This is a genomic window from Staphylococcus sp. MSU001 (assembly GCF_052976705.1).
Genome location: NZ_JBRIKK010000021.1, coordinates 19,536 through 39,432, shown reverse-complemented (window position 1 = coordinate 39,432; position 19,897 = coordinate 19,536). Strand labels below are relative to the sequence as shown.

Annotated in this window: 19 protein-coding genes and 1 pseudogene; 14 read left to right on the top strand and 6 right to left on the bottom strand. The window is 30.0% G+C overall.

Going from position 1 to position 19,897, the window contains the following annotated elements; translation table 11 throughout:
- Window positions 1-222: 222 nt before the first annotated feature.
- Window positions 223-1,047 (bottom strand): RluA family pseudouridine synthase, encoded by an 825-nt coding sequence (locus ACVBFA_RS10055; RefSeq protein WP_002457882.1) that lies wholly within the window; start codon window positions 1,045-1,047, stop codon window positions 223-225.
- A gap of 158 nt (window positions 1,048-1,205) precedes the next feature.
- On the opposite strand from ACVBFA_RS10055, the gene ACVBFA_RS10050 reads away from it, so the two are divergent.
- From ACVBFA_RS10050 to ACVBFA_RS10010, 9 genes are all read left to right on the top strand, one after another.
- The gene (locus ACVBFA_RS10050) at window positions 1,206-2,339 is read left to right on the top strand and encodes a GAF domain-containing sensor histidine kinase (RefSeq protein ID WP_002475949.1); all 1,134 of its coding nucleotides are present in this window, start codon (window positions 1,206-1,208) and stop codon (window positions 2,337-2,339) included.
- A complete protein-coding gene (locus ACVBFA_RS10045; protein WP_126122493.1) occupies window positions 2,332-2,955 on the top strand; it encodes a response regulator in 624 nt (207 codons plus the stop codon). The genes ACVBFA_RS10050 and ACVBFA_RS10045 overlap by 8 nt, the downstream gene beginning before the upstream one ends.
- Before the next feature lie 271 nt (window positions 2,956-3,226).
- Complete coding sequence (gene xdrA / locus ACVBFA_RS10040; RefSeq protein ID WP_001829807.1) at window positions 3,227-3,691, top strand: XRE family transcriptional regulator XdrA; 465 nt, start codon at window positions 3,227-3,229, stop codon at window positions 3,689-3,691.
- A 182-nt stretch (window positions 3,692-3,873) separates the two neighbouring features.
- On the top strand, window positions 3,874-5,004 hold the full coding sequence (locus tag ACVBFA_RS10035) for a DUF445 domain-containing protein (RefSeq protein WP_002457880.1): 1,131 nt from the start codon (window positions 3,874-3,876) through the stop codon (window positions 5,002-5,004).
- A 72-nt stretch (window positions 5,005-5,076) separates the two neighbouring features.
- The gene (locus tag ACVBFA_RS10030; protein ID WP_001829805.1) at window positions 5,077-5,421 is read left to right on the top strand and encodes a YlbF/YmcA family competence regulator; all 345 of its coding nucleotides are present in this window, start codon (window positions 5,077-5,079) and stop codon (window positions 5,419-5,421) included.
- Window positions 5,422-5,692: 271 nt separating this feature from the next.
- Window positions 5,693-6,889 (top strand): metallophosphoesterase family protein, encoded by a 1,197-nt coding sequence (locus ACVBFA_RS10025; RefSeq protein WP_126122495.1) that lies wholly within the window; start codon window positions 5,693-5,695, stop codon window positions 6,887-6,889.
- A complete protein-coding gene (locus ACVBFA_RS10020; protein ID WP_126122496.1) occupies window positions 6,879-9,818 on the top strand; it encodes an ATP-binding protein in 2,940 nt (979 codons plus the stop codon). Before ACVBFA_RS10025 ends, ACVBFA_RS10020 begins: the two co-directional genes overlap by 11 nt.
- Window positions 9,815-10,756: a 3'-5' exoribonuclease YhaM gene (gene yhaM / locus ACVBFA_RS10015; RefSeq protein WP_002446755.1), complete on the top strand. Its 942-nt coding sequence runs from the start codon at window positions 9,815-9,817 to the stop codon at window positions 10,754-10,756. The genes ACVBFA_RS10020 and yhaM overlap by 4 nt, the downstream gene beginning before the upstream one ends.
- 171 nt (window positions 10,757-10,927) lie before the next feature.
- Window positions 10,928-11,032, top strand: coding sequence for a type I toxin-antitoxin system Fst family toxin (locus ACVBFA_RS10010; RefSeq protein ID WP_002440288.1), 105 nt, complete (start codon window positions 10,928-10,930; stop codon window positions 11,030-11,032).
- A 147-nt stretch (window positions 11,033-11,179) separates the two neighbouring features.
- Here ACVBFA_RS10010 and prsA read toward each other — a convergent pair whose 3' ends face one another.
- From prsA to ACVBFA_RS09990, 4 genes are all read right to left on the bottom strand, one after another.
- Window positions 11,180-12,157 carry a peptidylprolyl isomerase PrsA gene (gene prsA / locus ACVBFA_RS10005; protein WP_002475875.1) on the bottom strand — a complete coding sequence of 326 codons (978 nt, stop codon included), beginning with the start codon at window positions 12,155-12,157 and terminating at the stop codon, window positions 11,180-11,182.
- A 201-nt stretch (window positions 12,158-12,358) separates the two neighbouring features.
- Entirely contained in the window at window positions 12,359-12,919 is a 561-nt protein-coding gene (locus ACVBFA_RS10000) for a DUF3267 domain-containing protein (protein ID WP_002475873.1), read from the bottom strand.
- A gap of 165 nt (window positions 12,920-13,084) precedes the next feature.
- Complete coding sequence (locus tag ACVBFA_RS09995; protein ID WP_001829821.1) at window positions 13,085-13,456, bottom strand: YtxH domain-containing protein; 372 nt, start codon at window positions 13,454-13,456, stop codon at window positions 13,085-13,087.
- 76 nt (window positions 13,457-13,532) lie between these two features.
- On the bottom strand, window positions 13,533-13,958 hold the full coding sequence (locus ACVBFA_RS09990) for an HIT family protein (RefSeq protein ID WP_002490099.1): 426 nt from the start codon (window positions 13,956-13,958) through the stop codon (window positions 13,533-13,535).
- A 129-nt stretch (window positions 13,959-14,087) separates the two neighbouring features.
- Here ACVBFA_RS09990 and ecsA point away from each other — a divergent pair, with 129 nt between their 5' ends.
- The 3 genes and pseudogenes from ecsA (at window position 14,088) to ACVBFA_RS09975 (ending at window position 16,589) form a co-directional block, all read left to right on the top strand.
- The gene (gene ecsA / locus ACVBFA_RS09985) at window positions 14,088-14,828 is read left to right on the top strand and encodes an ABC transporter ATP-binding protein EcsA (protein ID WP_046044505.1); all 741 of its coding nucleotides are present in this window, start codon (window positions 14,088-14,090) and stop codon (window positions 14,826-14,828) included.
- On the top strand, window positions 14,821-16,044 hold the full coding sequence (ecsB, locus tag ACVBFA_RS09980) for an ABC transporter permease EcsB (RefSeq protein ID WP_002475193.1): 1,224 nt from the start codon (window positions 14,821-14,823) through the stop codon (window positions 16,042-16,044). The genes ecsA and ecsB overlap by 8 nt, the downstream gene beginning before the upstream one ends.
- A gap of 58 nt (window positions 16,045-16,102) precedes the next feature.
- Window positions 16,103-16,589 (top strand): annotated as a pseudogene (locus ACVBFA_RS09975) (CadD family cadmium resistance transporter).
- 434 nt (window positions 16,590-17,023) lie between these two features.
- On the opposite strand, the gene traP reads toward ACVBFA_RS09975, so the two are convergent.
- Entirely contained in the window at window positions 17,024-17,527 is a 504-nt protein-coding gene (traP, locus tag ACVBFA_RS09970; protein WP_002486324.1) for a signal transduction protein TRAP, read from the bottom strand.
- A 290-nt stretch (window positions 17,528-17,817) separates the two neighbouring features.
- Between traP and hemE the strand changes: the two genes are divergently transcribed.
- Together hemE and hemH are read left to right on the top strand one after the other, a co-directional pair.
- Window positions 17,818-18,879 carry a uroporphyrinogen decarboxylase gene (gene hemE, locus ACVBFA_RS09965; protein ID WP_161386628.1) on the top strand — a complete coding sequence of 354 codons (1,062 nt, stop codon included), beginning with the start codon at window positions 17,818-17,820 and terminating at the stop codon, window positions 18,877-18,879.
- Window positions 18,880-18,955: 76 nt separating this feature from the next.
- On the top strand, window positions 18,956-19,879 hold the full coding sequence (hemH, locus tag ACVBFA_RS09960) for a ferrochelatase (protein WP_002457872.1): 924 nt from the start codon (window positions 18,956-18,958) through the stop codon (window positions 19,877-19,879).
- Window positions 19,880-19,897: the final 18 nt, after the last annotated feature.

Genomic DNA, 19,897 nt, shown 5'->3' with positions numbered 1-19,897 from the left:
TAATTTCTATATTATTTCAATAGAAATTGTCTTTATTTACTTATCCTAGAACTTTATGTCCCAGCCTCTATATTAGTAGTTAGTCAGTGATAAAGATGAAATTAGGTGTTATGTTGACTTTTTGAATAAAACATTCTGTTCAATTTCATTAATTAATAGTCAAAATAATATAGTTTTTAATTCGATATTTAACTTAATGCTCATGATAACATCGAAATATTGCTATTTATCATCTAGACTTACAGAAATAATTTCTTGAGTCAGTGGATGAGTAAATTCAATTTGATGACTATTTAGCTCTAATTGTCGTAATGTTGAAGTTCCATAAAGTGGATCCCCAATAACTGGATGGCCAATCTCAGCAAGGTGCACACGAATTTGGTGTGTTCGACCTGTATCTAATTTAATGTCCAGTTGACATACACCCTCTTTAATCATTTTAGAGTCAATAATGTGAGTGATTGCACGTTGACCTGTGTTGGAAATTCTTCGTTTGTTTGAATGAAATTTATCTTTACCAATAGGCATATCTATCGTTTGTGGTTTAATAGGTAACAACGCTTTTACATTTGCTTTATATATACGCGTAATTTCATTATATTCTAACATTCGGTCTAAGATTTTTTTCATAAGCGGATTCTTAGCAACTATCAATAAACCTACTGTTTCTTGATCTAATCGATGTATGGGCTCAACATATTCACTATCAACAGTGTAAATCACATGGTTCATAAGTGTGTTGCTCTCTTTTAAATCATTGGGATGCGTTTTAACACCCTTTGGTTTCATGACAATGGCCAAGTCATCATCCTCGTAATAAATTTGAGCATATCGATAACTTGGTAAATAGTTACTTACTTCATTAGGTGTTGGTATCTCAACATAATCACCGGTTTTAACATTATTTAATAATGTACCGTACTCTTCATTAATTAAGATTTCTTTAGACATATTCAGTTGATGTAAGTCCTTTTTAGGTAATTTTAAATATTGAAAAATCTCTCTCAATGTATAATCGTTAAATTGTTTAGGTATTGTAAATTTCATTTTTTCCTCCTATAAATTCAGTTCTATCATATCATATATTTGTGCGACTCTATAACTTGTTTTATTTTGAAAGTTTTAATAACATCGGCATTGTGAGTTTTTAAAAATAAAGAATGAGTTGTATAATAATGATAAAATGTTAAATTTGAGGGGATATAATGGAGAAACCAACTAGACTTGCATTACTTAAGGAAATAGCCGAATTTCTAAATGAAGAAACTGAAATATATAGCATGATGCAAGGGGCTTTGCGTTTACTTATAAATGGGAGCGACTTTTCAACTGGTTGGATTTTCTATATTGATGAAGAGGGGCACCATGATTTAGTTTCCTCTGTAGATTTACCTGAAGCTTTATCTAAAAACTCTTGTTACTATTTGACAAATGGTTCTTGCTGGTGTGTGCAAGCATATCAAAATCATAAATTAACTAAAGCTTCTAATATAATAAATTGTTCTAGAATCAATTTAGCTAATCATGCTTATGATAAAGAAACGAATCATATTACTCACCATGCTACTGTTCCATTGCAGTCTGGGAGTGAAAGATTCGGTTTGCTTAACGTAGCATCTCCCAACAAAGAACATTATAGTGAAGAAGACTTAGAACTATTAGAATCTGTAGCATTTCAAATTGGTTCAGCTATAAAGAGAATTCAGCTAACTAATAAAGAAAAAGAAAATGCCAAAATTAATGAACGTAATCGACTAGCTAGAGACTTACATGATTCAGTAAATCAAATGTTATTTTCTTTAAAATTAACGGCTCACGCTGCAAAAGGGATAACTACTGACGAGCAAGCGCAAAAGGCTTTTAAGACTATTGAGGAAACAAGTCAAAATGCAGTAAATGAAATGAGAGCACTGATTTGGCAACTAAAACCAGTTGGATTAGAACAAGGCTTAATCCATGCATTACACTATTATAGTAAAATGTTAGGACTAGATTTGAAAGTGACTATTAATGGACTAATAGATTTATCTAATGATATCGAAGAAAATGTATACAGAATTATTCAGGAAGCAATGAATAATGTTATTAAGCACGCTAAAACCAACAAAGTTTATCTTGATTTATCACAAAATGTTGAATATCTTGAGATAGATATTAGAGATAACGGTCAAGGTTTTGACACGCAATCAATTAATACGTTTTTATTTAATGGTTTAAAAAACATAAAGCAACGTACACAGTATTTGAACGGTAAAGTTACTATAGAATCAAAAATAAATCATGGCACTCGGATTTATATTAAAATTCCATTGAAATTAAAGGAGCATCCTTATGCATAAAGTCATTCTCGTCGATGATCACTATATTGTAAGGCAAGGTTTAGAATTTTTATTATCAACTGTAGATGATTTATCAGTTTTAAAGGGTTTTAAAGATGGTGCAACATTTTTATCTTATTTAAAAAACAATGAAAGACCGGACATCGTGCTTCTAGACTTAGTAATGCCAGAGATGAATGGTATAGAAATTACTGAAATACTCAAACAACAATATCCTGAAATCAAAGTATTAGTACTTACGAGCTATGTAGATGATGAACATGTTATTTCAGCTATTGATAAAGGAGCTGATGGGTATGAAATGAAAGATGTTGAACCTCAAAAGTTAATTGAGACAATTCATAAAGTTTTGCAAGGTGAACGTATCATACATCCTCAAGCTAAAAGCGTGATTAAGGCCGTATCAAAAAAACCACATTATACGAATAAGTTATCTAAACGTGAAAAAGAAGTACTTAAAGAAATGGTTAAAGGTAAAACAAATAAAGAAATTGCAACAGCATTGTTTGTATCAGAAAAGACAGTAAAAACACATGTGAGTCATATTTTTAGCAAACTAGAAGTCTCCGATAGAACTCAAGCCGCTATTTATGCAATGGAAAATAAATTGATTTAAAAATTATTTTAATTTTTATGAATGTAATTGTGTTAAGTTGAGTTTTTAGCCAATAACACTTACAGCAATTATAATTCTGCTTGTAGATTAATATTACTGTCTAATTATTTTGATAATTATGCCTATTATAAAAATAGACTCAAAAACGTATTTACTCTTTTATTTTTATTGAAAATATATTAAGATGTAATTTGTGTTTCAAGAAATGTGTATTATTGCAATTTCTTGTGTCCGGATAAAATATTTCCAATGAGAAAGGTAGATAAATAGAATGGATAGACAGAGTTTCACAGATTTAATTCAAACAAAATTTAAGATGGTCCGTATAGAAGCAGGCTATACTCAAGATACAATGGCACAAACCATTGGACTTTCCAAGAAAACATTGGTTCAAATTGAAAAAGAAAGAGTTCTACCAAACTGGACTACATGCGTATCAATTTGTGCTTTATTCAGAGATTCAGATGTATTAAATAGTACATTCGGTTGTGACCCGCTTGAAATCGTACAAACAATTTCTAGAAACCATTGTGCTTATCCAAATCACTCAACAACAAGTGATATTTACTGGAATACTATTGATACACGTAATGGTTTCATTTTACAAAGTAATAAAGTAAGTAACATTTATCGTGTTCTTAATAATGAAAAACAACCGATCTTTGGCACTTCAAAAATGAGAGAAGCTGAAACTTACTTCAATAGAAATGCTAAAGAAGAATTAATACACGTATAGACATAAATACATAAGTGATAGAAGAATCATTTTATGATTGAATCACTTTGATCTTAATATCATAAAAAATTCAGGAGCATAAGTGTTAGACGATGAGACAACTTTTTGGTTTCATCGTTTTTTTATAAGTGAGTAAAATGAAATAGTTTTGAAACATTTTCTATTAAAAGGGAGTTTAAACGATGCATTCCATATTATTAGTAGTTTTTATGATAATTTTAGGAGCAATAATTGGTGGAGTAACTAATATGATTGCAATTAAAATGTTATTTCATCCATTCAAACCGTATTATATTTTTAGGTTTCGTATTCCATTCACACCAGGTTTGATTCCAAAACGTCGTGAGGAAATCGCTAGAAAAATTGGACAAGTTATTGAGGAACATCTTATTACTGAAGAATTAATTCGACAGAAGCTAAATCAACAACAATCGAGAAATATGATACAGCAACTAATCCAAAAACAAATAAGTAAATTAAAAAATGATGATGTGACAATTAAAAATATAGCTAAATTTTTAGGAATAGATGTTAATGAGTTGGTAGATTATAAATTGACTACTAAAGTTTTAAGTAAACTAAACTTTTGGTATGAGAAAAATAAATACAGAAAGTTAAGTGAAATATTACCTCAGTCTTTCTTAGACCAATGTAAAGGTCAAATAGAATATATTACTGACTTCTTATGTGAAAGGGCTAGAAATTATTTAAGTTCTGAAAAAGGTGAACGTGATATTTATGAAATGTTAGACACATTTTTCAATGAAAAGGGACGCATCATTGGTTTACTACAGATGTTTATGACAAAAGAAAGCATTGCTGATAGAATTCAACAAGAGTTGATTAGACTAACTCAACATCCGCAATCTCAAATAATAATTACTAAAGTATTAAATGATGAGTATGAAACATTTAAAGATAAGAACTTAGATGAAATCATTAAAGCACAACAATTTAAAAATTATAGTCAATTAGTACTTAATGAATTAAAAACTTATCTAAATCTAAAAGATAAAACACAGAGACCTATTAACCAAATTGTTCCGCAGTTTATTCAATTCCTAGAAGATGATACATCAAAACGTATGACTGATTTAATTATTAAAGGTACGTCAAAACATTTAACAAACATTATGAAAAAGATTAATTTACGTCAATTAATTGAAGAACAGATTAATACATTCGACTTAAAGTATATTGAAAATCTAATTATTGAAATTGCCAACAAAGAATTAAAATTAATCATGACATTAGGATTTATATTAGGAGGTATCATTGGATTTTTCCAAGGAGTAATTGCAATCTTTGTCTAATGGTGACAGATATGTTAAAGTATTCTACGAGTGGTTAAAAACACAAATTAACTCAAAGGAGTGCAAAGACTTATGGCAGTAAATTTATATGATTATGCAAATCAATTAGAACAAGCTTTAAGAGATAGTGATGAATATAAAGCTATCAAAGATGCATTTGCTAAAGTAAAAGAAAATGAAGAATCAAAAAAATTATTTGATGAATTCCGTGAAACTCAAATGAGCTTCCAACAAAAACAAATGCAAGGGGAAGAAATTCCTGAAGAAGATTTACAAAAAGCTCAAGAACAAGCTCAAGCTATAGAAAAAGACGAAAATATTTCTGAATTAATGAATGCTGAGCAAAAAATGAGCCAAGTATTCCAAGAAATTAATCAAATCATCGTAAAACCTTTAGATGAAATTTACGCTGACTAATTAGTTAATCAATATCTACTTTGATTGAGCCTGGGACATAATAATTGTTCCAGGCTTTCTTATTTATGTCTTATTATTTTTAAATCAATGCATTCTTCATCGACTGTCAACAAACAGATATGGTAAAATGAAAGAATATAAGGAAAAAATATTTCTCATCATTCATACTGTAAAATTTTAGTTTATATACTTTATGCATCACATTAATGCATAAATAATCTTGTACATTTTTTTAATTAACTTTGCAGATATTCTAAGGAGAATCAAACTTATGGTTAAATTTATACACTGTGCTGATTTGCATTTGGACAGTCCTTTCAAATCTAAAAGTTATCTCAGTCCAAATATTTTTGAAGATGTCCAAAAGAGTGCATATGAAAGTTTTAAAAACATAGTCGACTTAGCTTTAAAACAGGAAGTCGATTTTATTATTATAGCAGGTGATTTATTTGATAGTGAGAATCGTACATTGCGTGCTGAAGTCTTTTTAAATGAACAATTTGAAAGACTAAGAAAAGAACAAATATTTGTTTATATTTGCCATGGCAACCACGATCCTCTTACTTCTAAAATAACAAGTCAGTGGCCTAATAACGTATCCGTATTTTCAAATCAAGTGGAGACATATCAAGCTATTACTAAATCAGGAGAAACGATTTATATTCATGGATTCAGCTATCAAAATGATGCGAGTTATGAAAATAAAATAGACGCATACCCATCGAGTCAAGGTCAAAAGGGCATTCATATTGGTGTATTACATGGAACTTATAGTAAATCTTCGGTGAAAGACCGTTATACTGAATTTAGATTAGAAGACTTAAATCAACGTTTATACCACTACTGGGCATTAGGACATATACACCAACGTGAACAGTTAAGTGATATGCCAGTCATTAACTATCCAGGTAATATCCAAGGAAGACATTTCAATGAATTAGGAGAAAAAGGTTGTCTATTGGCGGAAGGTGATCACCTTAAACTCACTTCACAATTTTATCCTACTCAATTTATTAAATTTGAAGAAGCTACAATTGAAACTGATCATACATCTAAACAAGGACTTTATGATGTTATTCAATCTTTTAAAGATAAAGTAAGACCTGAAGGTAAATCATTTTATAGATTGAACGTACGCATTAATAGTGAAGACATAATTGCACCACAAGATTTAATTCAACTAAAAGAAATGATTACTGAGTTCGAAGAAAACGAAAACCAATTTGTTTTTATTGAAGATTTAAATCTTCAATATGTTCAAAATGATGAAATGCCAATAGTTAAAGAGTTTTCACCGGAATTACTTGATGATGCGTCACTTTTTGATTCGGCAATGACTGATTTATATCTAAATCCAAGGGCTTCTAAGTTTTTAGATGACTACAATGAATTTGATAAAGTTGAGTTAGTCAATCATGCAGAAAGCCTTTTAAAGGATGAAATGAGAGGTGAACAAAATGATAATTAAATCATTAGAAATATACGGATACGGACAATTTGTTCAACGTAAAATTGAATTTAATCGTCAATTCACTGAGATATTTGGTGAGAATGAAGCTGGTAAATCTACCATTCAAGCATTTATTCACTCTATTTTGTTCGGATTTCCTACTAAAAAGTCCAAAGAACCACGTTTAGAACCAAGATTAGGTAATCAATATGGCGGGAAATTATCCCTCATTTTCGATGATGGCATTGAAGCAGAAGTTGAGAGAATCAAGGGAAGTGCACATGGAGATGTCAAAATTTATCTTAAAGATGGTACTATTCGAGATGAAGTTTGGCTAAATAAAAAACTTAATTACATTTCAAAGAAAACATATCAAGGTATATTCTCTTTTGACGTTTTAGGTCTTCAAGATATTCATAAAAATCTAGATGAAGAACAGCTACAAGATTACTTATTAGAAGCAGGTGCACTTGGGTCAACTGAATTTACAAGTATGAGAGATAGAATTGGACAAAAGAAAGAAGAATTATATAAAAAATCTGGAAAAAATCCAATTATTAATCAACAAATTGAGCAACTTAAACAATTAGAAAATCAAATTCGAAATGAAGAAAGTAAACTTGATACATATCATCGGCTTGTAGACGATAAAGATAAATCATCAAGAAGACTAGAAAATTTGAAGCAAAATTTAAATCAATTATCAAAAATGCATGAGCGAAAACAAAAAGAGGTTGCTCTACATGATCAAACACAAGAATGGAAAAGGTTGGAACAATCACTTAATATAGAGCCTATAAATTTTCCTGAAAAAGGGATAGATAGATACGAAACTGCCAAATCTCACAAACAATCACTTGAACGAGATAAAAGTTTGCGAGAAGAAAGATTAAGCTTATTAAATAAAGAGGCGGAGTCTATCAAACCAGTAGACCAAAAGTATATTGATTCATTTAATAGCCTTTATCAACAAGAGACTGAAATTAAACAAAAAGAATTTGAGTTACGTTCAATTGAGAAAGATATTGCTGATAAGCAACGTGAACTAGAAGCTCTTCAATCTAATATCGGTTGGCAAGAAGTGTTTTACGACACAGATAGTACTGAAGCGATGAAAAGTCATATGAGTGATTTAGTGTTAGGCAAGCAAGAACAAATTGCTTATATCAACCAGTTAGAACGTGGACTTGAAGAAAATAAAATTGAAAGAAACTCTAATTCTAATGAGATTAATCAAGTTGAGAATGAGCTTGTTCCTGACGAAACCTTTGAAAAGAAAAAGGAATATACACAACAAGTTTTAGAATTACATGAAAAAGAGAACTTATATGAAAAGTTAAAAGAAACTTTTGAAGAAGAACAAACACAAAAAAATAAAAGACAAAAGTTTTTAAGAATAGGATTTATTGTTTTGACTATTCTAGCAGCAGCACTTTCTATATTTTCTTTTTTCACTGCAAATCTTATTTTTGGAATAATATTTGCTCTATTAACTGTGATTTTTGTAGTAGGTATCATCTTTTCTAAATCTAAAGCAGTAGATTATAGCACAGCAATAAGTCAAGAAATTAATGATTTAGAAAACCAACTCACACAACTTGAAAAAGAATATAATCTTGACTTCGATTTAGAACATCAACAACGAGTTCGTGAACAATGGCGCCATGCCAAGAAAAATAAAAAAATACTTGAAGAAAAACATCAATATATCAATCAATCATTAACGACTGCAAATGAGCGACTTGATAGTCTAAAAAATAGCATCATTGAAATCAAAAAAGAGTTACATTTATCAGAAAAACTTTCTGATGAATTAGTGGTTGAGAGTGTCTCAACCATTAGTCAAATTAAAGCGCATGATAAATACATTATTGATTTAAATCAACAACGCAAGAATCTACTAAAAGATATCAATCACTTTTATGAACGTGCACAATCTGTAACTGAACCACATTTAAAACAATTTAATCAGATGTCTTTCTTCCATGATGTGAAACAGTGGTTAAAAAATGCAGAGGAACAAAATGAGGCTTGGAATAAAAATCAAAATGAAATGCAATTACTCAATAATGAATTAAAGCAATTGAAGTCACGCTTAAGTGAAACGAATCAAATGATTAAGGAATTATTTGATTATGTTGATGTAGATAATGAAGAAGATTATTATACACATCATCATCATTTTGAAACATATCAAAATGATTTAAATCGATTTAATGATTTAAATCAATATTTAGAAAATCAAAATTATACTTATGAAATGAGTTCGCAATTAAGTGAGAAAACTACTGCTCAACTAGAAGAAGAAGATCATAGATTGGCTAAACAAGTTGACGATTACAATGATCAATTTTTAGAAATGCAAGCAGAAGTTAGTGATTTAAATGCTCAGATTAATCATATGGAAACAGATAAGACTTTAGCACAATTAAGACATGAATATTATAGCTTAAAAAATAGACTTAACGATATTGCTAAGGATTGGGCAAGCTTAAGTTATATGCAAGCTTTAGTGGAAGAACATATCAAGCAAATAAAGGATAAGCGTCTACCACAAGTGATTAATGAAGCTGTATCTATTTTTAAAAATTTAACAAATGGTACTTACAATATGATTCATTATACTGAAGATCATAAAATACATGTAAAGCATTCTAACGGACAAGTATTTGAGCCAGTTGAGTTGAGTCAATCTACAAAAGAATTATTATATGTGGCTTTACGTATTAGTCTTATTAAAGTATTAAAACCGTACTATCCATTCCCAGTGATTGTAGATGATGCATTTGTTCATTTTGATAAATATCGTAAAGAACGTATGTTGAAATATTTGAGAGAACTATCAGAACATTATCAAATACTTTATTTTACTTGTACAAAAGATCATGTCATACCGGCTAAAGAAGTATTAACTTTAAATAAATTACAGGAAGGCGGGAAAAAATGAGAAATGTAGAAAAATTAAATCCCGGCGACTCAGTGGATCATTTTTTCTTGATCCATCGTGCAACTCAAGGTGTTACAGCTCAGGGTAAAGATTACATGACACTATTTCTGCAAGATAAAAGTGGTGATATTGAAGCTAAATTATGGACTGCTACGAAAGATGATATGCAAACTTTAAAGCCAGAAACAATAGTTCATGTCAAAGGTGATATCATCAATTATCGTGGACGCAAACAGATGAAAATACATCAAATACGTCTTGCACAAGCTGAAGATAAAGTGTCAACTAAAGACTTTGTTGACGGTGCGCCAATGTCGCCCTCAGAAATACAAGAGGAATTATCGCATTTTATGTTAGATATTGAAAATGCAAACTTACAACGCATTACTAGACATTTAATTAAAAAGTATCAAGATCGTTTTTTCACTTATCCAGCAGCAAGTTCGCATCATCATAATTTTGCGAGTGGATTAAGTTATCATGTTTTAACAATGTTGCGTATAGCAAAATCTATATGTGATATTTATCCTCTGTTGAATAGAAGTCTATTATACAGTGCTATTATTTTGCATGATTTAGGTAAAGTAAGAGAATTGAGTGGTCCAGTGGCGACGACCTATACTGTTGAAGGAAATTTACTTGGTCATATCTCTATAGCAAGTGATGAAGTTGCTGAAACAGCCAAAGAGTTAGGTATTGATGGAGAAGAGGTTATGTTACTTAGACATATGATTTTAGCGCATCATGGTAAAATGGAGTTCGGATCGCCTAAATTGCCTCATTTAAAGGAAGCTGAAATACTTTATTTTATAGATAATATTGATGCTAAAATGAACATGTTTGATAAAGCTTTCAAAAAAACAGAAAAAGGTCAATTTACAGAAAGAATTTTTGGTTTAGAAAATAGACAATTTTATAATCCAACAACACTTGATTAAATTCAAGTTCAATAGTACAAAGTTACTTTTAATGAATAGATAATTTTAAAGAAGTATCTATTCTTAGAGTCTTTGTACTTTTTTAATGTTTGTTAATCAACGTGTTATAATAAATTAGTCGCCTAACTTTACTTCTCAGGCGTCATATGACGTAGGGAAGGAGGTGCATATATGATTTTAGATATCTTTGTACACATCATCACCACTGTTATTAGTGGTTGTATAGTTGCGTTGTTTACGCATTGGCTACGTCAACGTAATGACAAACATCGATAGGCGACATTTTTAAATTTAGCCACACTAAAACCCCCTTACTACTGGCATAGTAAGGGGGTTAGTGCATATATGATAGATATCTTTGTTAACTATATTATAACATGAGTGATGAATATTTCAACTTACGACAATCATGTTAGAAAGAAATTACGAACCTGAATTAGTTAATCCAGAAGCACCTTGTGATTGTTGTTGCTGTTGTTGTTTTAATTTATCTGGATCAAGAATAGAATCCTCAATTGCTTTTTTAATATCTCTATCTTTGTAGTCCACTTTATACTCTTTTAATAATTCTTTGTATGCATCAGTTAATAATTTAGGTTTCTTCTGTACTTTTTCTTCGATTAATTTTTGTTTGATATTTGATTTTTCACTATTAAAATCAGTTTCTTTATCTGCTTTTATAATGTGATAGCCATAGTCTGTTTTTACGACTTTAGAAACTTCTCCTTCTTTTAATTTAAATAGTGCTTTTTCGAAGCTATCTACCATTTGACCTTTAATCACATAACCTAATGAACCATCCTTCTTAGCTGAAGAACTATCCATTGATTCTTTTTTCGCTATTTCTCCAAACTTATTTGGATTCTTTTCTACTTCTTTTTGAATTTTTTCAGCTTTTTCTTTCGCTTTTTTATCTGATAAACCTTCTTTATCGCTAGATTTAGATTTAACTTTAATTAAAATGTGTGATGCTTTTTTAGAGTTTTCTTTGATCTCTTTATCTGATACATTAACTTTATCTAGTAACAATTGTTTCTGATAAGCTGATAATTTCTTCTGCTCTTTATAATCATCAAGTGACATACCTTGTTGTTTAAGCATGCTTTCAAATTGATCCTTACCACCGTATTGTTTCTCTTCTTTTTTAATATCTTTATCAATATCTTTTGTATCTACTTTATCTTTATATTTATCTGCTAAAATTTTGTTTAATACAATGCTAAAAGATGTGTTTGCAATTTGTTCTTTGCCCATTTTTTTCATTACGTCAGCAACTTTAACATCACCAGCTTTAGAAGAAATAAGTGTGTTATCCTTCGATTCAGTTGCATTTGAACCGCAGGCACCTAACAAAAGTGCACTTGCAGTTACGGGTACAATAATTTTATTCATTAATTTCATAAGTTGATAGCTCCTTTATGTATTAATCATCGTAAATATAACATATTATTAATCATCAACCAATTAGAAACCCCTTTCCTCAGACTATAGTATGACAAGGAAAGGGGGTATAGCTACATAATTGATAGCGATTTAATTATGCATATTTTATTTATAAATATAAAGAATGTTGCATCTAATCTTTGTAAATGATTTTAAAAATCAGTGTTGTGTATAAGGATTGTCTACCTTGTTTAAAATATGAAGACCCGATTGATGTTCTTCGACATAATGTCCATCATTTGAAAATAAAAGTATCTTTAAATATAAAATATCCATCATTGAACAGCCTATGTTAAGTGATAATAAAAACATAAAATAATGTCCATATTGAGGTAAATATATACTTAGCATTATAAAGATACCAGATAAGAAAAAGATGGGTAGAATGAGATTAATACAAAAATAAATTTTGTGGACAGGCGTATTAACATAAGTATTAAAATATGGTACCCATTTCTTACTAGATAATTTATGGATTTTAAAAGATTTATAATAGGGCAAAAAGAATAAAAGATGTACTATTTTATGAATAGGGTACATGAGCAATATAAACACTATGAGTACAAAAAAATGTCTATCTGAAAGTGGTGTATCTAAAAAATAATACATCACTTCATAACTAACTAAAAATGTAAATATTGTCGCAACTAAACTTAAGAATGCAATTCTTTGAATACCGAATCGTGCATGTATATCGATTTGCCGAGTACATAAAAACATAATATATGCCTCTTCTCTATGTTAATATTCGTTACGTATTATCTATGTCTTTTGCTCAATAGTCAATAGATATTGCCAATATTTGTTGGTTTTGCTCAGTGAAAAGTTTGAGCTGTCTATGATTTAGAAGTAAAAAAACTATGGCTTAGTTGCCATAGTTTTAAACTACTTATCGTTTGAAAGGTTATTACTAATATCTTCGCCACGGTTTTGTAAATTTTCGATGTGGCTTTGTAATTTTTCGATGTTTGGATTAATATCTGATTTAAAATTACCAATCAATCCTTTAAACTCTTCACCAATTGAACTTCCAAATTCAATACTTTCATTCTTGATTTGTGAACCGTAATTAAGAATATCATTGAAGGATTGTTTCATATTCTCTATTTCACGTTGTAATTCTGATTGAGCTCCAGTGGGTTGACTAGCATCAATCGTATGATTTTTTACGCTTTGGTCATCACGATGTCTTAAAGCAACTGCAAATCCTGCAACAGCACCTACACCTAAACCAAATAATATTCTTGAGACTTTCATTATGATTCTCCTCACTTTGTTTGTCGGATAATTGTAATAGTTATTTCATACCCAGTATAACAAGAAATATGCATGATTAAGACATTTGTGCTTGAATTTGTGTTGCTATTTTTTGTTTAGTTTCATCATCGATTACATCTTCATGTGTTTCCCATTTATAGCCAAATCCGTCTATATCATTTTCATATCTCGGTATTAAATGGAAATGAATGTGAAATACTGATTGATCGGCATATTCACCATTATTTTGAATAATGTTCAAGCCGTCAGGGTGAAATGCGTTTTTGATTGCATTTGCCACTTTAGGTAAAGCAACCCCTATATGTTTCATTGTCTCTTCATCAGTTTCAAATATATTTTCTGAAGGTTTTTTAGGTACTAGTAGTGTATGTCCTTTTGAAACTTGAGATATATCAAGGAATGCATAAACATAATCATTTTCATATATTTTAAAACTAGGAATCTCACCTGAGATAATTTTACTGAATATCGTTTCTGACATAATAATGACACTCCTCTACAAATGTTTGTTCATATTATATCATTCATTTTTTAAAACTACATCATTGTAAAGATTATTTTTAGGTCTATATAATTTTTTTTGATACAATAAAGTCAATGGAGGTGCCTTATGACAGTAAAAGTTGAACATCTTACAGGTGGATATGGAAAAAAACCTGTAATTAAAGATTTGAATTTTGAATTAGAAAAAGGTGAAATTGTAGGTTTAATAGGTCTAAATGGTGCTGGGAAAAGTACTACAATTAAACATATGCTAGGATTGATTAATCCAATGGAAGGCAAATTATCAATTTCAAATATTAGAATTAATGAAGATATTGAAAATTATAGAAGAAAGTTATCTTATATACCTGAATCACCAGTCATCTATGATGAACTAACTTTAGAAGAGCACATTGAAATGACGGCGATGGCTTATCAATTAAGTAGAGAAGAGGCTATGCGTCGAGCTAACCCATTGCTTAAAGTTTTTAGATTAGAAAATGAACTTAAAGTATTTCCAAGCCATTTTTCTAAAGGGATGAAACAAAAAGTGATGATTATTTGTGCATTTATAGTTGATCCAGAATTATATATTATTGACGAACCTTTCCTCGGTTTAGATCCTTTGGGGATACAGTCTATGTTAGATTTAATGGTAGAAAAAAGAAATGAAAATCGAACAGTTTTAATGAGTACACATATTTTGGCTACAGCCGAAAGGTATTGTGATAGGTTTATTATTTTGGATAAAGGTGAAATTGTTGCATTTGGTAATCTTGAAGAGTTACGGGAACAAACAGGATTAAAAGATAAAACTTTAGATGATATTTACATCCATGTCACACAAGGTAGTAGTGCTTATGAATAACGAGGCATTAACTTTGTTTAGAAAACGACAACACGCTATACGTAAGGAGAAAAACTATTATAATAAATTTATATTTAATGGTCACTTTACGGTTTTTCTACTTATACTATTAGGAGCATTTATATTTGGATATGGCGAGTGGTTAAGTCACATTCCTCCCCAAATAGACTATGCACTATTTGCTAGTATAGCAATAGCTGTTGTTTCATTATTCCCAATTCGTACACTCTTGAAAGAAGCGGACCAAATCTTCTTACTACCTTTTGAAAGACACATGAAAAATTATATTAAAGCAAGTCTGTTTTATAGTTATATTTCAAGAATCAGTTTACCATTCATTTTGCTAATCGTGTTCTTTCCATTGTTTTATAAATTAAGTCACAATGATTATGGATTTTATATCGCATTTTCTATAAGTACATTGCTATATCCATATTTGGTATTACTCATCAAATGGCAATGGGTTAAATTAAATAAAAATGTGTTCATTATCAACTTATTATTATTTATACCTTTAGCAGTAACGCATTACATCATTTTAAAATTTCATAACTATTTAGCTTTTTTAATAATGATTTTATTATTTGTAATTTATATAGTCCTAAAGACTAGAGCTGATCACTATTTGCTTCCTTGGGAAAAAGTGATTGCAATTGAACAACAACATCACACAAATTATTATAAATTCGTTAATATGTTTACAGACGTAAAACACCTAAGAGAATCAGCAGTACGTCGTAGTTATCTTGATTTCTTACTACCCGTTCCTAAAGGTACTAAATTCAATGAGAATCGGATGTACTTATATTTATTTATAAGAAGTTTTGTCAGAGGACGCGATGCTTTTTCTATTATTTTAAGATTAGTTATTATCGCTTTGATATTAATGGTATGGTTATCACAACCAGTTGTTTCATTAATTATCGGTAGTTTGTTTATGTATATTATTTTATTACAGATGTCTCAATTTTATACGCAGCAGGCATACGGTTTATGGCCTCAAGTTTGGCCTGTATCTGATACAAAAGTAATTACAGGATATCAGCAATTTTTAAATCGCTTGATGATCATCATCGCTATTACATTTACGATTGTATATGTAATCAAACACCATGAATTATTCTTTTTTGCTGTATTATTCTTTATAGTAGGTTGGCTAACCATTCGAAATACAATTAAAAAATTAAAATATCAAGAAACATTATTACGTGACTAAATCAAATTTAGTTAGAGTAAACTTTATTTTAATTTAATATAGTCAAAAGAGGGATTGAATGTTTGAAACGATAACGACAGCCGCCATCCTGTATATTGCTACAGCGGTTGATTTATTAGTCATATAAATGGATTTTAGGATTGCTTGGTCTTATACCAATTTATTTAGGAATTAAGGTTGCTATATTCGATGATTGTGAAGGGGAAAGAAGAGCTAAAGATGAACTAAATAAAAAAGGATTATCTGAGTTATCAAAATCTGTTGCAGTAGTCACACTAGCAAGTTGTGGTGCAGATAATATTGGATTATTTGTACCATATTTCACTACTATAAATAATTATGAATTAGTTATTACTTTAATCACATTTTTAATTTTAATTTTTATTCTTGTCTTTACCGCTCAAAAATTAGCTAATATACCTGGCCTAGGTGAAATCATTGAAAGGTTTAGTAGGTGGATAATGTCAATAGTCTATATTGGTTTAGGTCTATTCATTATCATTGAAAACGGAACAGTTCAAAAACTCTTTCATTTTGTTTTTTAATATAACGAGATTATATGACAACTATAAATCATTCGGTAACTTCCATAGTAAATATGGAGGTTACTTTTTTAAATAAAAATTGAGATGAGTTTGAGGATTAAATGGCCTCTAATTAAATCTATAGCTAAGAAGTTATACATCTTGGCTAAATTAAAGATAGAGTAAAATTGGTATTTTAATCATTGTAAATGAGAATAAGTAAAAGTATTTAACTATATACAAAAAGATACCTATGACCATGTGTGATGTCATAGGCATCTTGTCGTATAAACAATTGCCACAAATAGAAAAATGCACTTAGAAATTCTATAGAAAATGCAATTGAAAGATATCTATCCACAGTTGAAATGTTTCTTAAAATCAATCCTTATAATTAATAAGTAGACTAAATAACTGTGTTTAAATTTGTTGAATATATAATTTGTTTTGACTAATTAATGATCTTCTATTGGATATAAATATCTTTCAAAGTAACTGGAATGTTGACCACTAGCACCAAAGTATTGGCTCAATGCATCTTTTGAAAAGTTTTCCTTAAATATATTAGAAGCTTTGAAATCTTCATATGCTGTTCGATTTGCAAAACCAAAGTAAATTTTGTAGGTAGACCCCTCAGTAGGTTTTAATAAACGATAGCTTTTAAAACCACCAAAATTACTTAAAGGCACGTCTACGTGTAATAATTTTTTCTCTAACTGTTGACGATGGTCTTCAGACGTAGGAACAAAAATAGCACTATAAAAATGATGTTCGTTAAATTCACCTATGCTATCAATCACTTGATATGCACTAGGATGTTTTAAGATTGATTTTCCCTCAGACTCCTCTAAGATTACTGAAGAATCATTAGTAGAAAATTGAAATAAACTATGTTCTTGATGATTAAGTTTAATTTGATTTAAAAAATGATAAGTCCCATAAGATGTATATAAATACATGGCTCATTCCTCCTTTGTTTTAATTTATTATACGAGCCTACTTTTCTATATACAAATAAAGTTGATTAATTTGTATAAAAAGTAACTTATTTTTAGATGTCAAATTAAACAAAATCATAAATTATTTAATATTAGTCGTGTAATTTAATATCTATCCAACTTTTAGTAAAAAAAGATCTCTTATTAAAGAATTTTATCCACTTGATACAGTCAAATGTAGTATGTCTTTTTTGTGACATTTAAGCATATTAAAATACTTAATTAAGTACAATATGCTATCATTGGTAAGAATGATTCAATTGTGGGGGGACTCAAGGGTGCGCAGCAAAAACGATACAATTTTAAAAGCTATAAAAGGAGAAAGTACGTCACATACACCTGTTTGGTTTATGAGACAGGCTGGACGTTCTCAACCTGAGTATCGAAAATTAAAAGAAAAATATTCTCTATTTGAAATCACGCATCAACCGGAATTGTGTGCATATGTGACACATTTACCAGTAGATAATTATCAAACCGATGCGGCAGTATTGTATAAAGATATTATGACACCACTCAAACCAATTGGTGTAGATGTCGAAATTAAATCAGGTATAGGACCTGTAATCTCCAATCCTATTCAAACTGTTAAAGATGTAGAAAAGCTATCGCAAATAGATCCTAAAAGAGATGTCCCATATGTATTAGATACAATTAAGTTACTCACAGAAGAAAAACTTAATGTACCTTTAATTGGTTTTACAGGAGCACCATTTACTTTAGCATCTTATATGATTGAAGGGGGGCCTTCAAAAAATTATAATTTTACTAAAGCGATGATGTATAGAGATGAGGGAACATGGTTCGCTTTAATGAACCATCTCGTCGACATTTCTATTGATTATGTTGTAGCACAAGTTGAAGCAGGAGCGGAAATCATTCAGATTTTTGATTCATGGGTTGGTGCACTTAATGTGAAGGACTATCGCTATTATATTAAGCCGGCCATGAATAAATTGATTTCTGGCATTAAAGCTTATTATGATGTACCTATCATTCTTTTTGGTGTCGGTGCAAGTCATTTAATTAATGAATGGAATGATTTACCGATAGATGTACTAGGGCTTGATTGGAGAACTTCAATAAAGCAAGCTGACAAAATGGGAGTAAATAAAGCAATTCAAGGTAATTTAGACCCGTCTTTACTGTTAGCTCCATGGGATGTCATAGAATCACGACTCAAAGACATTTTAAATCAAGGTTTAGATCGCGGAAAGCATATTTTCAATTTAGGTCACGGTGTATTTCCAGAAGTTAAACCAGAAACCTTGCGAAAAGTGACTGAATTTGTTCATAATTATACAGCGAAATAGTTTTTAAAGATTTGGTTAGATTCCAAACCTTACTTCATTGATTCAAATTAAAGATTTAAAAGGAAGGTTTTTATTAATGACTAAAACAATAGGCTTATTAGTAATGGCGTATGGTACACCATATAAAGAAAGTGATATAGAGCCTTATTACACTGATATTAGACGTGGAAAAAAACCAACTGAAGAAGAACTGCAAGATTTAAAGGATAGATATGAATTTATTGGTGGCCTTTCTCCTTTGGCAGGAACAACCGATCGTCAAGCGGAAGCGTTACTCGACGCACTAAATAAAGAACGAGATGATGTGAATTTTAAACTTTATCTTGGATTAAAACATATATCTCCATATATTGAAGAAGCAGTAGAACAAATGCATAATGATGGAATTAAAGAAGCAGTAACAGTTGTACTTGCACCTCATTATTCTAGTTTTTCTGTTGGCTCTTATGATCAACGTGCTCAAGAAAAAGCAGATGAATATGGTATCCAGTTAACACATATTAAACACTATTATCAGCAGCCAAAATTTATTAAATATTGGACAGAAAAAATTAATGAAACATTAGAACAAATACCTAGTCAAGAACATGATGAGACTGTATTAGTAGTTTCTGCACATAGTTTACCAAAAGGTTTAATTGAAAGAAATAATGATCCATATCCTCATGAATTGCATGAAACAGCGGAAATTCTTAAACAGGAATCTAATATCATCCATGTCGCTGAAGGGTGGCAATCAGAGGGAAATACTGGAACACCTTGGTTAGGCCCAGATGTCCAAGATTTAACTCGTGATTTATATAAGGAACATCAGTATAAGCACTTTATCTATACGCCAGTAGGTTTTGTTTGTGAACATTTAGAGGTGCTTTATGATAATGATTATGAATGTAAAGTGGTGTGTGACGATATTGGGGTAAATTACTATCGTCCAGAAATGCCTAACACACATCCATTATTTATCGGTGCTATTGTTGACGAAATTCAATCACATATATAAATGAGTCTGTCATCTAAA

Excerpts from the sequence above, each read along its gene's own strand:
- traP (WP_002486324.1), bottom strand. The coding sequence starts at position 17,527 with ATGTATTTATATACATCTTATGGGACTTATCATTTTTTAAATCAAATT.
- ACVBFA_RS10055 (WP_002457882.1), bottom strand. The coding sequence starts at position 1,047 with ATGAAATTTACAATACCTAAACAATTTAACGATTATACATTGAGAGAG.
- ACVBFA_RS10020 (WP_126122496.1), top strand. The coding sequence starts at position 6,879 with ATGATAATTAAATCATTAGAAATATACGGATACGGACAATTTGTTCAA.
- hemE (WP_161386628.1), top strand. The coding sequence starts at position 17,818 with ATGATTCAATTGTGGGGGGACTCAAGGGTGCGCAGCAAAAACGATACA.
- ACVBFA_RS09995 (WP_001829821.1), bottom strand. The coding sequence starts at position 13,456 with ATGAAAGTCTCAAGAATATTATTTGGTTTAGGTGTAGGTGCTGTTGCA.
- ACVBFA_RS10050 (WP_002475949.1), top strand. The coding sequence starts at position 1,206 with ATGGAGAAACCAACTAGACTTGCATTACTTAAGGAAATAGCCGAATTT.
- ACVBFA_RS10035 (WP_002457880.1), top strand. The coding sequence starts at position 3,874 with ATGCATTCCATATTATTAGTAGTTTTTATGATAATTTTAGGAGCAATA.
- ACVBFA_RS10025 (WP_126122495.1), top strand. The coding sequence starts at position 5,693 with ATGGTTAAATTTATACACTGTGCTGATTTGCATTTGGACAGTCCTTTC.
- ACVBFA_RS10030 (WP_001829805.1), top strand. The coding sequence starts at position 5,077 with ATGGCAGTAAATTTATATGATTATGCAAATCAATTAGAACAAGCTTTA.
- yhaM (WP_002446755.1), top strand. The coding sequence starts at position 9,815 with ATGAGAAATGTAGAAAAATTAAATCCCGGCGACTCAGTGGATCATTTT.
- ecsB (WP_002475193.1), top strand. The coding sequence starts at position 14,821 with ATGAATAACGAGGCATTAACTTTGTTTAGAAAACGACAACACGCTATA.
- ACVBFA_RS09990 (WP_002490099.1), bottom strand. The coding sequence starts at position 13,958 with ATGTCAGAAACGATATTCAGTAAAATTATCTCAGGTGAGATTCCTAGT.
- ecsA (WP_046044505.1), top strand. The coding sequence starts at position 14,088 with ATGACAGTAAAAGTTGAACATCTTACAGGTGGATATGGAAAAAAACCT.
- ACVBFA_RS10045 (WP_126122493.1), top strand. The coding sequence starts at position 2,332 with ATGCATAAAGTCATTCTCGTCGATGATCACTATATTGTAAGGCAAGGT.
- prsA (WP_002475875.1), bottom strand. The coding sequence starts at position 12,157 with ATGAAATTAATGAATAAAATTATTGTACCCGTAACTGCAAGTGCACTT.
- ACVBFA_RS10010 (WP_002440288.1), top strand. The coding sequence starts at position 10,928 with ATGATTTTAGATATCTTTGTACACATCATCACCACTGTTATTAGTGGT.
- xdrA (WP_001829807.1), top strand. The coding sequence starts at position 3,227 with ATGGATAGACAGAGTTTCACAGATTTAATTCAAACAAAATTTAAGATG.
- hemH (WP_002457872.1), top strand. The coding sequence starts at position 18,956 with ATGACTAAAACAATAGGCTTATTAGTAATGGCGTATGGTACACCATAT.
- ACVBFA_RS10000 (WP_002475873.1), bottom strand. The coding sequence starts at position 12,919 with ATGTTTTTATGTACTCGGCAAATCGATATACATGCACGATTCGGTATT.